General features: G+C 67.0%; 15 protein-coding genes. 6 read left to right on the top strand and 9 right to left on the bottom strand.

Annotation, left to right across the window (positions count from 1 at the left end; translation table 11 throughout):
• Positions 1 to 39: 39 nt before the first annotated feature.
• The 3 genes from S1361_RS38555 to S1361_RS38545 all read right to left on the bottom strand — a co-directional run bounded on the left by S1361_RS38555 (position 40) and on the right by S1361_RS38545 (position 2,473).
• Entirely contained in the window at positions 40 to 504 is a 465-nt protein-coding gene (locus tag S1361_RS38555; protein ID WP_208029841.1) for a lamin tail domain-containing protein, read from the bottom strand.
• Positions 505 to 1,316: 812 nt separating this feature from the next.
• A complete protein-coding gene (locus S1361_RS38550) occupies positions 1,317 to 1,862 on the bottom strand; it encodes an NUDIX domain-containing protein (protein WP_208029842.1) in 546 nt (181 codons plus the stop codon).
• 290 nt (positions 1,863 to 2,152) lie between these two features.
• A complete protein-coding gene (locus S1361_RS38545; protein WP_208029843.1) occupies positions 2,153 to 2,473 on the bottom strand; it encodes a hypothetical protein in 321 nt (106 codons plus the stop codon).
• A 381-nt stretch (positions 2,474 to 2,854) separates the two neighbouring features.
• Between S1361_RS38545 and S1361_RS38540 the strand changes: the two genes are divergently transcribed.
• A complete protein-coding gene (locus tag S1361_RS38540; protein WP_243768968.1) occupies positions 2,855 to 3,169 on the top strand; it encodes a peptidase inhibitor family I36 protein in 315 nt (104 codons plus the stop codon).
• 151 nt (positions 3,170 to 3,320) lie between these two features.
• Here the strand turns inward: S1361_RS38540 and S1361_RS38535 are convergent, their stop codons facing one another.
• The 5 genes from S1361_RS38535 to S1361_RS38515 all read right to left on the bottom strand — a co-directional run bounded on the left by S1361_RS38535 (position 3,321) and on the right by S1361_RS38515 (position 8,277).
• On the bottom strand, positions 3,321 to 3,917 hold the full coding sequence (locus tag S1361_RS38535) for a hypothetical protein (protein ID WP_208029845.1): 597 nt from the start codon (positions 3,915 to 3,917) through the stop codon (positions 3,321 to 3,323).
• An 86-nt stretch (positions 3,918 to 4,003) separates the two neighbouring features.
• Entirely contained in the window at positions 4,004 to 4,915 is a 912-nt protein-coding gene (locus S1361_RS38530) for a NucA/NucB deoxyribonuclease domain-containing protein (RefSeq protein WP_243768969.1), read from the bottom strand.
• 406 nt (positions 4,916 to 5,321) lie between these two features.
• Positions 5,322 to 5,564, bottom strand: coding sequence for a hypothetical protein (locus tag S1361_RS38525; RefSeq protein ID WP_208029847.1), 243 nt, complete (start codon positions 5,562 to 5,564; stop codon positions 5,322 to 5,324).
• Positions 5,565 to 5,749: 185 nt separating this feature from the next.
• Entirely contained in the window at positions 5,750 to 6,385 is a 636-nt protein-coding gene (locus S1361_RS38520) for a hypothetical protein (protein ID WP_208029848.1), read from the bottom strand.
• Positions 6,386 to 6,474: 89 nt separating this feature from the next.
• Positions 6,475 to 8,277 carry a hypothetical protein gene (locus tag S1361_RS38515; RefSeq protein WP_208029849.1) on the bottom strand — a complete coding sequence of 601 codons (1,803 nt, stop codon included), beginning with the start codon at positions 8,275 to 8,277 and terminating at the stop codon, positions 6,475 to 6,477.
• A gap of 782 nt (positions 8,278 to 9,059) precedes the next feature.
• Between S1361_RS38515 and S1361_RS38510 the strand changes: the two genes are divergently transcribed.
• From S1361_RS38510 to S1361_RS38500, 3 genes are all read left to right on the top strand, one after another.
• A complete protein-coding gene (locus tag S1361_RS38510; RefSeq protein WP_208029850.1) occupies positions 9,060 to 9,257 on the top strand; it encodes a hypothetical protein in 198 nt (65 codons plus the stop codon).
• Positions 9,258 to 10,080: 823 nt separating this feature from the next.
• Positions 10,081 to 10,557, top strand: a complete 477-nt coding sequence (locus S1361_RS38505) for a hypothetical protein (RefSeq protein WP_208029851.1) — start codon at positions 10,081 to 10,083, stop codon at positions 10,555 to 10,557.
• Positions 10,558 to 10,966: 409 nt separating this feature from the next.
• Positions 10,967 to 11,434 (top strand): hypothetical protein, encoded by a 468-nt coding sequence (locus S1361_RS38500; protein ID WP_208029852.1) that lies wholly within the window; start codon positions 10,967 to 10,969, stop codon positions 11,432 to 11,434.
• Between the two features lie 48 nt (positions 11,435 to 11,482).
• Here the strand turns inward: S1361_RS38500 and S1361_RS39770 are convergent, their stop codons facing one another.
• A complete protein-coding gene (locus S1361_RS39770) occupies positions 11,483 to 12,838 on the bottom strand; it encodes a NucA/NucB deoxyribonuclease domain-containing protein (protein WP_243768970.1) in 1,356 nt (451 codons plus the stop codon).
• Between the two features lie 314 nt (positions 12,839 to 13,152).
• On the opposite strand from S1361_RS39770, the gene S1361_RS38490 reads away from it, so the two are divergent.
• Both S1361_RS38490 and S1361_RS38485 read left to right on the top strand, forming a co-directional pair.
• A complete protein-coding gene (locus S1361_RS38490; RefSeq protein ID WP_208029853.1) occupies positions 13,153 to 13,497 on the top strand; it encodes a hypothetical protein in 345 nt (114 codons plus the stop codon).
• 10 nt (positions 13,498 to 13,507) lie between these two features.
• Positions 13,508 to 14,389 carry a DNA/RNA non-specific endonuclease gene (locus S1361_RS38485; RefSeq protein WP_208029854.1) on the top strand — a complete coding sequence of 294 codons (882 nt, stop codon included), beginning with the start codon at positions 13,508 to 13,510 and terminating at the stop codon, positions 14,387 to 14,389.
• The last annotated feature ends 487 nt before the right edge of the window (positions 14,390 to 14,876 follow it).

Genomic DNA, 14,876 nt, shown 5'->3' with positions numbered 1-14,876 from the left:
TCGCCGGTCGGCATCACCTACGGCCGGCCGGAGTGGGGGTCAGCCGCGGCGGTCTGCTTCGTGACGCCAGCCGTCACCGCCGTGGCGGTGACGGCCCCAGGAGGCGTCGTCGACGAAGCGGCCGCGGTCGTTGCGCAGGGTTGCGGTGTCGGCGTCGTTGTCCCATACGTAGTTGCGGCGGTCCTGGTACAGGTCCGTGCGGGTGTCGCGTCCGACGCCGGTGTGGACGCGGACGGTCGCGCGGCCGTTCAGCCGGTAGTGGTCGAAGGTGTAGGTGTAGCCGTCCTCGTCGACCAGGGTCCAGCCATCCAGGTTCACCGCCTGCCGGGAGTCGTTGGTGATCTCCACCCACTCCGCGTTCAGCGAGCGGTTGGAGCCGTCATCGCGGCCCGGGGAGTCGTACTGCACGTCGCTGATGAACACCACCGGGTGCTGCTGGCGGCCGTGGTGATAGTCGGCGGCCGACGCCGGCAGCGCCACCGCACCCACCACTGCAACGGCCACACCGGCAACGGCGGTCAGACGACGGACGGAAGAAGAAACGGACACAGAGGTCCCCCTTCAAGTGCGGACACCCAGCCGAACCGCAGCGTGAAACCGCGGGCCGGCCTGGTGCGTTGTGCTGTTGCGCAGCCGGTCGGCCGCGCACCCACACCCTCCAGCCAGCACCCCACCGTGGGGAGGATTTGCGGGGCCTGTTACGGATTGAACAGATTTCTGTAACGCTCAGCTGTAATGCCCATCGATTGCGCAGGGGAGCTGAGTTCACGCGGCATCGCCTACCTGGCCCTTTGAGCTACTGGCCTCGAGCGACGCATCGCCGGTCTGAGCCACCCCACCGTGACGAGCGCACTCACCCGGAAGTGAGTAACAGCCCGGCCCACCGATTCGGCCGAGACCGGACCGGCCGTGGGATGCGTCGGCGACTCTTCACTGCTAAAGGAGCGACGTGGACCGTGGCGGGCTGCCATCACCCGAACGCTCCACACCGCGGCCTTTGCACCCGCACCCCGGCCTCTCCTCTAGCGACGACGCACCCCTCGGCAGACCTTGAGGAGCTGGCCACCGGGTCAGGGGCTGTCGCCGGATCAGTGGAAACGGCCGTGGTCGTCCGGGCGGGGCCAGTACAGCGCCTCGTCTCCCGGACCGAACTGCCCGAGGTCCGCCAGCAGGCAGACACCGGTCCCGATCTCATTGGATGCACGGGGTCATGGGGAGGGCGGCGGTGCGGTTGGAGGTGCAGGTCGAGTCGGCAACGCCTGGCGGGGCGGGTGGGCTGGGCAGCCAGGGCAGGGCGGCGGCGCCGTTCGCCTGATCTACACCCAGGTGTAATTCTCGTCGGTGACTGCGTCCAAGGCGGCGTTGGTGATGGGGGCTCGGGGGTCGGGGAGGGCGGCGAGCGCGGGTCCGATGGGCGGGAAGAGGGGCAGGTCGGCGGCCTTACGGCGGTCGACCCACTCGATCAAGCCGACTTCGTAGCTGCCGTCGGGGAGTTCGTCGAGCTCTTGCTCGGCGAGTGTGGCGCGGATGTCCTCGGTGATTTGCAGGCGGTAGATCAGGTGGAGTTTGCGGGGCGGCGGGGTGGGGCCGGGGCGGGTGACACGTTGGTCGATGACCCACAGCAGGTCGCCGCCTTCGGCCTGTCCGACGTCGAGCCCGAGTTCTTCCTGCAGCTCGCGGGCGAGGGCGCCTTCGAGGTCTTCACCGTGTTCGACGTTGCCGCCGGGCGGGGTGTAGTGGGTGGAGTCGGCCCGGTCACGGCGGATGAGAGCGACCTCGTCGCCGCAGAAGACGACGGCCCCGGTACGGATCTTGATCCGGGAGAACGGGGCAGCTGTCGGCTGCTCGGGAGTACTCGTCATGGCGGCCAGTATCACGGCCGTGCCCGGGCTCAGGCCGGGTTCCGCTGGACTCTACGGCGGGCAGACCGAGCAGGTCGTGCGTTGCCTGGCCGCTCACCATGGGGGTGTGGGTGAGACGCGGCCGTCTCAAGCCCGTTCCCTGAGAGAGCCGCGGAGGATTCGGGCAGGCGGCGGGTCTTCTCCCAAGCGTGCCGCCGACGAAGCGCAGAGTCGGGGTGATCGCCCTGGCGGCCTGGCCGCGGCACTCCAGCTGGAGGTCGAGCTACTCAAAAGCTGTGTTCGCCAGCTCGTCACGCTGTCTCAAAATCCAGGTGGGTGAGTCCTTCAATGGAGTCCAGGCGGTCCTGCAGGGCGGGGTCCGGAGACGGTGTGGTGACGAGCAACAGCACCTGGGCCGAAGGGTGTTCCGGGGCGTAGAGGTCGTCCTCATGGTCGCCGGGGATCGAGTTGGGCTGGATCTCGATCCGCTCGTTGGAGGTGCCTGCGAGATGGTAGACGCCCCGGTAGTCGCTGTCGCGCTCGCTGAAGACCAGCCCAAGGCGGTTGCTGACGAGCCGGACCAGCTCGCTCGCGGTGTGGGTGCTGGTGCCATAGGTGTGGTGGTCGGTCATGGTGCACCAGACCCTATGCCGCAGAGGTGGCGGGGCGCTCGATGAGTTGTCCGCGTTCGAAGCACATTCAGCACACAAGGGCGGACGAGGTGGGATGCACTCACGGCACGGGACCTGAGCGCACCCGAGAAGCCCGAGATCGTCACCAGGGCGGCGGCGCGGGAGTCAGACAGCCGACTCGCTCGTCCGAATGAACATCGGCGGGAAGCGGAATGGCGAACCGTTCCGCCAGGACAGGCGGATGCCATGAGACTTCTGCCCACACGCCGGCTCCGCCCTGGCAGGACGGCGCTGCTCGCCGCCGCCGTCCCGACCCTACTGGCCACATCACTGACCGGCCTCGCACCCGCCCACGCCACAACCACTGCAGGCTCCCCCGCCATGCCCCGGGACCAGATCGCGTGCCCGCGCGGGTTCGTCTGCATCTACCCCGACATCAACTTCAACGGCCAGCCCTACGTCAAACGCGCCGTCGACGGGTCGGTACGGCACCTGCCGGACTACATCCGCGGCAAGGGCAGCTCCATCATCAACAACAGCAGCCGCACTGCACGCGTCTACCAGAAGGACAACTACTTCGGCCGGCACGTCTGCGTCGGACGAGAAGGCGGCACCATCAGCGACCTGCGTTCCTACCAGCTCAACGACACCACACACAGCCTGCGCAACAACAACACCCCATGCGGCGCCGCGTAATCACCCGGAGCGGGTCCATCCGCCTGTCGGCCGCCCGTCGGCAGGCCCTCGGGTTCAACCCTCAGCCGCAGCCCGGCGGTACGGGGCAGCGGGATCCAGGCCCGCGTTCAACGGGGCAGCAGGGAACGTGGAGCCGCCGATGTGGCGGACATCAGTTGGCTTCATCGCCGTAGGGGTAGGGGTATGTGGCGGTGTAGTCCTCCACGGGCTTGGCCATATCCGCGGCGTAGTCGGCTCGTGCCTGCCGGTCCGCTTCACTGATGTCGGGGTGTACGGGAGGCATCTGAGGGGCCGGCCAGAGCTGGACCAGGTGCCTTTCCCCGTGGTCACCGATGCCCGGCTCGGGGTCGTCGACGTGGCAGTACAGGCGCATGCGGACCCAGCCACCGCTGTCAACAGTTGGTGGCGGCGCCTCAAGGGGCGGTTGCTCTTCGGGCCATGCGTCCCAGAAGTCGCCCTGCCCGATCGTGGCGAGGTAGAGGGTGGGAACGTCGGCGAGCAGGCTCATCTCCTCCGCCGGCTCCCATCCGTCACCGGGCTCGGGGCCGGGCGGGCCGTCGTGCACCTGAACGGTCATCTGCAAGGGGCCGGTGTCGGTGGTGGGCAGGACGACAGCGATGGCCTGCGTGGCCGGGCCGCAGCGCCAGCCGAACGGCATCTCGGGCGGGAAGTCATAGTCGTCGTCGAAGCCGATGAGGTAGCCGTGTTCGCCGAGGTCGACGGTGAACGTCGCTTCACGGATCAGCATGGGGACCCTCCTTCAACGGAGAGAGTGCCCCGCTCCCGAACACGCCGGCATGCGGGGCACCTGTCTGGCGGTGAGTCTAGCCGCGCTCAGGCGATCACATAGAAGGGGTCGTGGTCCATGACGTGCATCTGGCCGCGCCACGCCGTGATACGTCCGCCCTGGGACTTGTTCTCCTGAACCTTCACCCAGGTGATCTCCCGCTGGTTGGCGTGGAGATGCGTGCCGCCCTCATACGAGGAGGCGAACGGGTACTCGTCGCAGGAGGTGCGGCCGGCGCGCTTCATGTCCGGCGGTGCGCTACGCGGGCACACCGCCTTCCGGTTCGCGTCCTCCTGCCGCTTGTTGATCATCCAGTGCAGCGGCTTGCCGCCGTTGGGGTCACCGTAGTGGCCGCCACGTGCGCGGAGCTTGCGGATGCCTTCGTCGATGCGGGCCAGGCCGACCATGCTCACGGCGGTGGGGACTTCCGGGATGGCGCAGCCGGCCCGGCTGGTTCGGCTGCTGCCGTAGTAGTTGTCGCAGCGGTAGGCGGCCGAGTTGTAGGAGACGGTGCCCGGGGTGTAGCCGGGCTTGGTGAAGGTGTAGGTGTACTTGGTCTTCGCCTTCGGGTTGATCTTCTTCGGAGGGATGCTGGTCTTGTAGCCGACGCTGCCATCCGCCGCGCCGCTGCTGAGGATGTGGCCCTGCGAGAAGTGGACGCTGGCCTTGGTGCCGCCTCCCGAAGCAGCGGCGATGTTGGCGGCAACGCCCTTGCCCGCGCGCGTGGTGCGCGCCTTGGAGACGTGGAACTTTTCCGACCAGTTGGCGGAGTTCGTCTTCAGGGTCATCTGGTGCTTGACGTCGAAGTCGACGGTGCCTTCGATGACGGGTCGCCCGTTGATGACCTTGATGACGTCGACGTGGATGGTCACCCACTCGCACTCGCTGAACCGGTTGACCGTGATCTTGTTGATGGTGCAGGTGGCATTGGATGCCGGCCCGGCTGCAAGTCCGGTCACCTGGGACCGGGCCGGACCAACGGTGACACGCAACTGTCCGGGGCTGGGCTGATCGGCCACAGCTGACGGAGCCGCAGCCGTTCCCAGCAGGCCCAGCGCCACAGCCCCCGTTGTGAGCAGCGCTCTCAGTTTCAAGCTGTACCCCCTGTGTTGATCACGTCCGACAGAGGGCATAGCGGTCAACTCACGTACACCCCCGTCGCGTTGGCGGCATACAAGCACGCCCGACGCACCGATTGCATCCTGTTTTGACAGCTTTCAGCCACATAGGGGAAGGGGGGCGCAGGCACAGTGACCGTAGTGACCAGCGAGCAGCCGTCACGACAGAACATCCCGGACACACCCGCCCCGCTGCAATCAGCCGGGAAACGCCGGTCAGCCGCTCCGGGAGGCAGCGTCCCCCGGATCAAAGGCGGGTGGCGAACCGGCCGTCGGGCAGTTTGCGCAGCCAGCCGCGATCGACGAGTCTGACCAGCTTCCCGCGCAGTGGTTCCAGCTTGGCCCGCGCGCTGAGGTCGACTCCCAGCGCGTCGCCGACCTGCCGGGCGATGACCGGTCCGGCGGCCTGCCGCGCGGCGGTGAGAATGCGCCGATACTGCGGCGCGAGCGCGGTCTCCTCCATGCCCGGCGCGCGGTGTGGCACCAGCATGGTGGAGGTTCGGGCCGAGCGTGGCGGACTGGCCGTTACCGAGCGGGTTCTTGAGCGGATGAGTGAACAACTCGCCGTCGAACGTTAGGAGGAGGCCTGCCCAGGAGTGCCTTCGCCCGGAGCAAGGACACGTGGGCGCGCACCTCGAGGCAGCTGGAGCGCTGGGGGGTCCGCCTGCGGACCGTTCATCGTGGCTGCTGCCCTCTGACGAGCGCAGTGGGCAGTGACGCGCCGAGGATCAGATCACGCGGCAGCGCGAGTTGGAAGCGCTGCTCCAGCACGGCGAGAGAGGCGCGGTGTGCCGTGTCCCTCTTGCCTTCCTCCGGGATTCCGGCCGCGATGATGTCAGCGCGGATGAGGTCGGCGCCGGGGCCGGTGATCTCCTGCGACCAGGTGTACATGTACATGTCGAAACCGCACACGTAGTGGTCGTCGTGGAAGTAGGCGAATGCGGGTGGCGGGATCTTCGGGTTCTGCTTCTCGTAGTAGAGCTCGAAGACGTGGGCCCCGTCTCGGGATGTCCCGTCGTGGTACGCGGGCCCGAGGACGGACGGCCAGTGGCCGTAGGCGATGGCGAAACCCAGGCCAGCGTGGTCGCCGTAGCGGACGGCGATGCTGTCGGTGTCGCCGCGCTCGGCGTCGAGCCTGTCGATGAGCTCTTCGGCCTGCGGCCCGGTGGTGGCCTGGACCGGTGCGGGACCGCCGGGGGCGGCGAGGCGGGCGGCGAGCTGTTCACCGGTCAGGCCCCGGGCCAGCTTGATGTAGTAGCCGAGCCAGGAGATGTCCTCGTCGGCTATCCATGTGATCCCGCCGGAACTCACAGCGTGTCTCCGTTCTCCCGTGTGGCGCGGCCCGGGGCCGGTCCGGTGACCGGTCCCGGGCCGCACGTGTGGTGTGCGTCAGTATCGTGTTACCGGATGTCGCACTTGGTCGTGGGCTTCGAGGCGTCGCACTTGTCGAAGCCCGGCGTCCTGACGAAATACGCGTCCTGATCGATCAGCCGGAGCTCCTTGGCGAACGTGGGGAAGCGGCTCATCGAGGTGGAATTGACCCAGCCGGACATCGCAGACCGGCCGCACACTTCGGACCAGGTCGGCGCGGCCGTGCGCTCGTCATCGTAGAGCCGCCACGTGCCGTCCGACTGCTTGGTGGCGTAGGTCTGCGCGCACTTGTCGCCGGAGGTGACCGGGTTGGTGCCGCTCATGTCGGAGGGCATCCCGCCGCTGTTGTAACTCGCTGCGAAGGTGAACTCGTCACAGGAGGGCTTGTCGCTGGCGGAGATGTCGGTCACCGGTGTGGTGTCTGGGTGGCCGGATTTGGCGGCCCAGCCGTCCGGGCAGATGACCCTGCGGTTGGCGTCGGGGTCGCGGCCGTACTTGTTGCGCTCACCGTGCTCGCCGGTATCGCCCCTGCGGTCGGGGAGGTAGCTCAGCGGCGCTCCTCTGCGGATTTTCGACTGGATCAGCCAGGCGTGCGCGGCAGCCGCCGGGGTCTTGGCGGTGTTGAACACATAGCCGGGCATGTAGTCCCGGAACACGCAGCCCGCCGGGGAGTACACCATGTCGCAGCGCGCGTATACCGGGTTGCCGATGAAGCCCTGACTGTTGTCCGTGGGGAACGTCTCCGGCACCGACGTGGAGAACGTCGCGTACGGTGCGAACGCCAGCGCCTGGGAGAGGTCGGAGTCCTTCTTTCCGGACTCATCCGGAACCCCGCCGGACCACTGCACGGTGGCCGTCGCGGTCTCCTCGTGGGGGTCGATGTCGTAGGAGCCGCCCCACATCAGCTTGCCGTCCCAGGCGTAGGAGGGCTTGTCCGTGCAGTCGGCGGAGCACTGCGGGGAGATCGTCAGCTTGATCGCGCCGGGCTGGGCGGGGAACGGCAGGTGTCCGGCGGGCATCGGCAGCGGTGTGACACGGGCCCAGAGTTTCAGCCCCGTGCCGGTCAGCGCCGTGCTCATGTGAGAGGAGTACAAGAATTCCTGGTAGCCCTTCTCCTCCTGGCCTGTCTCATCGGTGACCTGGACGGAGAACTTCCCGTACATGCAGGCCTTGTCGCGGGTGAAGATCGACAGGTAGGTGCCCTCAGTGGCGCCCACTTCGCAGGAGTCGTGCAGCGGCGGGTTCGCGGTCCGCGTGGACTTCAGCCTCGCCCTTGTTTCGCGGGCGGCTTCAAAGTCTGCTTTCGTGGCCGGCTTCCAGGCGATGCACAGCCGGTCGCCATGCGCGGTCGCCTCGCAGTGCTGTTCACCTACGGCGTCCTTGGTCTTCACCGAACCCCAGCCGGGGACCGGCTGCCAGGAGGTGTCGAAGGCCGGGTCCGTCGCGTCCTTCTTGGGCGCCGGGAGAGTGATGTCGACCTGCCGGCCCCGGGTCTTGAACGTCGCGTAGGGCGACCAGTCCGTCTCGTACAGGGAGCCGTCGTAGGCGGAGGTACGGAACGCGTAGGTGGTGGCCGGCTTGAGGTTGCCGTGCGGGACGGTGACCGTGGCCTTCGACCCCGAGGCCACCATCTTGGACACGATGACCCCGTACTCGGCGGACACCTCGCCCTGGTTGGCCGGGTCGGCGTTCTGACCCGTGAGCTTCAGCTTCGCCTTCGGCTTGCCGGCCGTGTCGACGGTCCACACCTCGAAGGTGAGGTTCGCCTTGTCCCCGTCCGGGTCCGTGACCGAGTTGCGCAGCAGCGCAACCGTGCGGTCGACCTGCCACACAGAGCCGTTCTGCTTCCATGTGGGTCCAGCTTCCGGCTTGCTCCCCGACGCGGGGCGGCCACCGGCTCGGATGCTCTTTTCCGGGCCTGCGGCCGGCCGCGACGACGGAGCATAGTTCCCGTCCTCGCTCGGAGCCGGGCTGTCGGCGGCAGACGCCACGCCTGTGCCGACTAACAGAGCCGCGGCGGTAACGACGGTGGCTAATCGGGACAGACAGCGACTTCTTCTCTTCGTTCCAGACACGCTGGATGGTCCTTTCAGGCCCCGCCCCGCGAGCTCACGGCCATGCATGCCCGCCGGGACACAGGCTGGTTGGTGGGTTGAGTCGCGCTGGCAACCTTCCTACAGGCCACCGCGTGACCGCTCCAAGGTCAGCAACTGGGGCGTTCGGCCTGAAACGCAGGTAGTGGACGTGATGAGGCCGACGTTTAGCGAGGGTTGCAGCACGGACCCTCCAAACCTGAGCAGCGGTCGCTATGGATGTCCACCAACCCGCCCATAGAAATGAGGTATCAGAGCTGAGGGTGCTGTGTCCGGCGCGGCGGCTACCGCGAGCCACACAAATGACTCCGCGCACGCCCGACAAGTCGGAGCCATGGCGTCAACCGCGCGTCGACGAGGATCACGAATGCCTTGGTGGCGGCTAGCTCCTTTACAAACGACCCGGCCAGCCCCTGCTGGCGGGCGAGGACGAGGGTGCGTTCTGGGCTGACGAACCGTCTGTTCGGCGGCGTGAAGCCCCCTGACCGGTGCGGGCGGCGAGGTGGCGTCAGGGCCGCCACGTGCCGCGGAGTGCGGGCGGCTCGGTGGTGGTGCACTCTCAGACGCTGCGGGCTTCCGCCTCGGACCGCCTCTTCCGCTCCGTCGCCGACATCCTCACCCTGCGTTCGGCGCTGATCCGCCGGGGCCTGCACCTGCGGGTGGAATCCGGGCTGCTGTCCGGCATCGACTCGCCTCTGACGACCCCGGCACCAAGATGATGGTCTCCGTCCTCGCCGCCCTGCTGGAGTTCCAGCGCGACATGATCTCGGAACCAGGTCGACCCGAAGACCATCCGCCGCGCCCTAGACTCCGCCGGAGCCCGCAAACTGCCCGAGCAGCTCGACGTCACCCCGGTCGACCCCGACGACCATCAGCCCACGCCCGACCTGGACGTGATGCTCGACCTGCCCGGTCTGCTCGCCGACACCTGCGCACCGCCGGCGACGAAGCCGTCCGTCGAGGACTCGACTCCGGCGGAACGACCCGCCGCAGCCAGGGGCACTCGCTCTGGATCACCGCACTGCTCGAACTCCACCGCCCCGCACAGGGGAGACCGCGGCATGGCGGAGTTGAGACATTACGGGTACCAGGCGGAGCGCACCGCGGACGCCCCGCGCCGCCCGCCATGTCCGGTCGAACACGGTTGTTCGCCATTCCACGACTGGGGCGACGAGCCGACCACGGTCTCTCGGCGAAGCGCTGACGCTCCCATCGGCTGACCTTGCACGGCCTTGTTTGGGCGCGCCAACTTCCAACTCGTCCGGAAGGAATCCTGTTGTCGTGACGGACGGCGGTGAGCCCGCGACTGCGCGGTGTGAGCATCACTCGGAGACCCATATGATCGCTGATGTTGATCGATTGTTGTAGAGGGGGAACGTGTTGCGGGCTGGGAGGACGGTCCACACCCTGTGTGTGATCGGTGCGTTTTCGTCCCTTGTTGGGTGCGGGACCGGAGTCAGCACTGAGAAGCACAGCTCCGGCCAGGGCAACACGCCTTCGCCTCAAGTCGTCAGAGTTCTGGGCAAGGAGCAAGTACGAGCGGTGTTACCGGACTCGGACGACGTGCCTCCCGGCTGGAAGAAAGCCGGCACGCTCAGTCTTGATGGCGCCCACCCCGAAGACGGCGGCAGCCTGGCTTACGGCCACTTGGGCTACGCTGCGACCGACCTCGAAGGCGCCGTTGGATTCGGTCTCCAATCCTTCCGGAAGCCGGCTCAGGCCATCAGCAGGTACACGGAGAGCAAGTCCAAGATGGCAAGCGCCCATCCTGGGCCCGCGCGGATCCCGGACGTCGACGCAGCATTTACGGCCTCCTACTGCATCGGCACTACTGCCGGGCGGACTTGCAGTACTTCGATCACCCTCCGCCTGGGCTCTGTTTTTGCCTACGTGAACATCAACACAGTCGGCCCAACTACCGCAGCGGATCCCAAGGTTCTGAACTCTGTCACCCGCATGTTCGCCCAGCGCATCCGGCAGGCACAACATGGGCAGTCTCCATCGGCAAAAGCAACATGAAACGGCCGGCATCCAACTCTTTCCTTGAGCCGCGGTCGGCAATGACCACGGTCCGGCCGACGTCGAGGCAGACCCTGCGGGGCCGCGGTGGGCCTCGCTGAGACAGTGGGTGACATGCCGGGCCGAGGCCAGCCAGGGATTGTCCGGCCGCGCACGCTCCCGGCTGCCGAACCGGGTAAGTCCTGGCGGGCTAAAACAGCGGCAGCCGACGCTGGCCGGATACCGGTGGCTACAGCGCGGCCTGCTCCGTCCAGGCAGGGGCGGCACCCCGCCGCGCGGCCCGCGTCGGCACCATCGGCCGCCCGAGGCCAGGACGCCGCCCTGTTTACGCAGTGCCGCGTCCTGGTCGGCGGCGCCGCCATATGATCGCAGGCGATGGCCAGTCGTCTACAACCCTAGGGGGCGCCTCGTGCCACAGCTTGTCCGTGAGCAGCATGTTGATGTCTTCGTGGGTTACCACGCGTTCGCACTGCAGGAATCCGACGACGCCTTCCTCGATCTGGAGTTCCCGGACGAATTCAACTTCGGCACCTTCCTGAGCACCCATCCCGGACGCCTGGACATCACGAGCGCCGGCCATACCCACACCGCCTCTCTCACGGTTGAGGTATGGGACGGGCCTGCGCCTGTGCAGGACTCCGCAGCCTGGGAAGAGCAGGCGGAGGCGGACTTCGAGTCGGTCAGCGGCCAGGTCGCGGTGTGGTCGATGAGCCTGGGCCGACTTGATGACCTGATCACACTGGCGGACTCGGGCGGGTTGTGGCGCGTGCGGGTCAGTTCCGCGGGCCGAGCTGATGTCAAGGCTCTGGCCGAGAGCGAGGAGAGCATCAAAGGAGTCGAGCGCTACCTCGTACAGTTCTGGCCTGCCGATTCGTAGTCCCCGTACCGCGTCGGGAGCGGCCGGCCGCTTCCGACGCGAGGCACATCAGCCGATGATCCTGACGGTGAAGCCGTCGTTCATGCCGTCGAGGATTCGGTTCTTGCTGTAGAAGCTCTTCAGGATGAGCCCACCAGCCTGGTTGTCTTCCTTGGCTATGGGTTTCACCGAGAAGTTGAACTTCCGTACCTCAGGGTCGTAGTCGTGTTCCGCGGCACCTTCATAGGTACTGGCGAACGGGTATTCGTCGCAGTCCCGCGTCCCGCCATGGGAGTACCCGTCCCCCCAGTAGCGCCTGCACTGCTTCTTCGCCGCCTTGCGGTTGTCCTCGTTCCGTTGCGCGCTCACTGTCCGGTGCAGCGGAGCCTTGACGGTCTGGCCGGGCACCTTCTTGGCCGACATGTACGGCTTGGTGTCCTCCGGATGCGTGAACGCCGTCTTGATGTGCTGGGCTTCGGCGCGTTCTTCCGCGCCCGCCTTCGCACTCAGAGTCAGCGACGCGTAGTAGGCGAAGCTTGCCGCACCCTTCTTCGCCGGGTTTCCGCCACCGGTGGAGTTGGGCAGATAGGACGCCGCGTCCCATAGTGGTGCGAGCATGAACAGCTTGCCGCCTGTGTCGCCGCTCAGCTGCCAGGGAGCCGGCGGTTGGAAACTGACCACGGGCTCGTAGACCGCGGCCAGCACATCCGAGCGTCCGCTTCCCTGGCCGGGCTTGGCGTTCATCGTGTGGTGGAACGTGCGCAGCGCCTTCAACTGCGTCCACGTCTTGGTGCCGGGCATGTTCCCGCCGTGCGTGAAGTGGGCGCCGGACGGCCAGGTCTTCGGGGTGGTTCCCTTGGTGCTGATGGGCATGGTCAGTGCCCCTGTCCTGCCGGTCACCTTGAAATCGGTGTAGTAGTACTGGTAGTCGATGGTGCGACTGTTCTTCGCGATGGTTCCGACGACGCGCAGGTTGAACATGCTGGCACCGGTGGGACGGCCGTTGACAAGCCACTCCTGCACGAACGACGCGCCATCACATACAGCGAACCGTGACTTCACGAAGAACGGGTTGTCGGAGCCCAAGCCCTTTTTGCACTCGTCGAACGTCATCTTCCTCGACGGTTCCGGTGCCGTCGCACCCGGCCCGGCCCCCGGCGCCCCCCTTGACTCGTCGCTCGACAACGCGTAACCGGAGGCCCGACGCGACTCGGGCGCATAGCCAGCCGCCGGCCCCCTCGTCTCCTGCGCCAGCCGCGCGCCAGACTCGGCCTGCCCCGCCAACTGCTGCAACTTGTTCCGCCCCTGGGGAGTCGCCAGTTCCTGCAGCGACGACCTCACCTCACCGAGCGGCAGGACGTACGACTCCACTCGCAGATCGCTTCGCTGGTCCGCGCTCGCCAACGCCGGGGCGGCTGCGGACACGACAACAAGTGCCGTAAGCGCCGTCAGCAGCTTTCTGCCAGACGGCCACCATCCTGTACGGCCCATCTACGAACCCCCGAACTCATGCGCCGCCGGATCTCACCTCTGGCGACTGGTCAGCACTCAGGCTTACGAACACATGAGCGAAATTCTGCCCAGCGAGTCGGACTTGTCCTGATCACCACGGCACTTTGACCGAGATCACCCGCCCGTCAGCACCTCGTGCAGGCCAGAACGGCGAAACATGACAGGTTCCGCTCACACGCACCGCCAGCAGCCATCCAGCCAGCAAGTACCGCCCGCTCTCCACACACGTGTCCACCAAGGGACAGTTACTCAACCGGCAGATCCACGCATTCACCGAAGCAGACTGCATCGAGAGCTTCGCCGACACGCTTGTCGCCAACCGCCGCTCCAGGCCGTATGCCGCAGTTTCCCACCTGTCCGTTCCGTGTCACCGCGCCGGTCAACAGACAAAGACCCCCAGCCGGGGCGCGCAGGGCTTCTCACCGATCATGGCGAGCAGCCACGCACACCCCGTCGAGCGGCCCAGGACGGAACGACCTGCCAAGCGTCCCGGTTCGGCGGCCGTGCTGAAGCTGGCGGCGGCCGGGTCCTATTCGGGTGATGCCGGCATCAATGATCAGGCTGCGCGGTAGCTAGAGAGACATGACGTCTTCGCCTGATCCCACGCCTGATGCCGACGCCTTGACTCGCGAATCCCTCACGAACCGCACGGGCTACGACGAGCGGTTCCTGGGACCAGCTGTCCCGCTGCCCCGCCCGGTGGATCCAGGCATCGAGACTGTGATCCTGCCGTATACACATTTCAGCGTGGTGTTCCGCCCTGACCGACGACTGGCCGCATCAACCGGTGTGGTGATCAACGGCCAACAGCTGATCGAAGCGGACCGCACCAACGACTGGCGATTTGACCCGCGCCTTCCCGACGGAAAGCAAGCGGGTGACCCCGTCTACAAGAACAACCCACTCGACAAGGGCCATCTGGTCCGCAGGCTTGATCCGGTCTGGGGTACGGCAAGTGAGACGTCAGCCGCGAACAGCGACACGTTCCACTACACGAACGCAGCGCCGCAGATGGATCTCTTCAACCAGGGAAAGAAACTCTGGCAGGGGCTGGAAGACTTCCTGCTCAACCATGCCAAGACCTTCCACCGCAAGCTGGCAGTGTTCACCGGTCCGGTCCTTGAAGACTCCGACCCGCCCTACCGCGGTATCCAGGTGCCGCTGCGCTTTTGGAAGGTCGCAGCCTTCATGCAGGACGGTGAGCTCGCGGCTACCGCGTACGTCCTCGACCAAAGCCCCGACCTGTCCCGCGATGCCGCTGCACGAGCTATGGCTGACGCAGCGCGGGCTGGCGACCCCCCGCCACTGGGAGCCTTCCGCACCTTCCAGGTACCGGTGGCTGACGTCGCGGAGATCACCGGCTTGGACCTGGGCCCGCTTCCCGCCGCAGACCGACTGCCTCCGCATGTGCGGGCCGCGAAGGGTTGGACGCAATTGGAGCGGTTCGAGGACATCGTAGTGTGAGCATCCCGATCGCCCTGGAGCTCCATTAGGCAGGTGTTTCTGCTCTCTTCGTCTGGGTGGAGCGGGCGTCAGGGAGCTCTGAGCTGCGGGTCGAGGCAAGGCATTCGCTACGCAACTTCACGCTCCACGCACCGGCTGTGATCGCTTGGAGCTGGGTCCTCGGACTCCGCGGACGGGCAGTCGGCGCCGGTGGGCGGGTGGGCCCGAAATGAGGATGCCGGGCACCCGGGCCCCCTTCGGTCTGGCCGCCACGATCCTGGCGATTCCCGCTGCGGTCAGCATGCTGGACCCCGGCCTCGCGGGCATCTTGTATAGCGCCGAACTGGCCGTCCTGCTCCTCGCTTTCGCCACAGCGGTGTGGGGCCCGACTCCCCGCGTACGTTCCGCCTCCTGCGCTGGATAACGGGCCGACCCGAGCCGGTCGGTCCCGAACCGACTCACCTCACCGCGGAGAGTTCCGAATGGGGCGAGAGTTCGGCTCGCCTCC

The sequence above is a fragment of the Streptomyces cyanogenus genome (genome assembly GCF_017526105.1).
Lineage (GTDB): Bacteria > Actinomycetota > Actinomycetes > Streptomycetales > Streptomycetaceae > Streptomyces > Streptomyces cyanogenus.
The sequence above is the reverse complement of the archived record's forward strand: the minus strand, read 5'-3'. Positions and strand labels throughout refer to the sequence as shown.

Excerpts from the sequence above, each read along its gene's own strand:
- S1361_RS38550 (WP_208029842.1), bottom strand. The coding sequence starts at position 1,862 with ATGACGAGTACTCCCGAGCAGCCGACAGCTGCCCCGTTCTCCCGGATC.
- S1361_RS38545 (WP_208029843.1), bottom strand. The coding sequence starts at position 2,473 with ATGACCGACCACCACACCTATGGCACCAGCACCCACACCGCGAGCGAG.
- S1361_RS38540 (WP_243768968.1), top strand. The coding sequence starts at position 2,855 with ATGCCCCGGGACCAGATCGCGTGCCCGCGCGGGTTCGTCTGCATCTAC.
- S1361_RS38535 (WP_208029845.1), bottom strand. The coding sequence starts at position 3,917 with ATGCTGATCCGTGAAGCGACGTTCACCGTCGACCTCGGCGAACACGGC.
- S1361_RS38525 (WP_208029847.1), bottom strand. The coding sequence starts at position 5,564 with ATGCTGGTGCCACACCGCGCGCCGGGCATGGAGGAGACCGCGCTCGCG.
- S1361_RS38485 (WP_208029854.1), top strand. The coding sequence starts at position 13,508 with ATGACGTCTTCGCCTGATCCCACGCCTGATGCCGACGCCTTGACTCGC.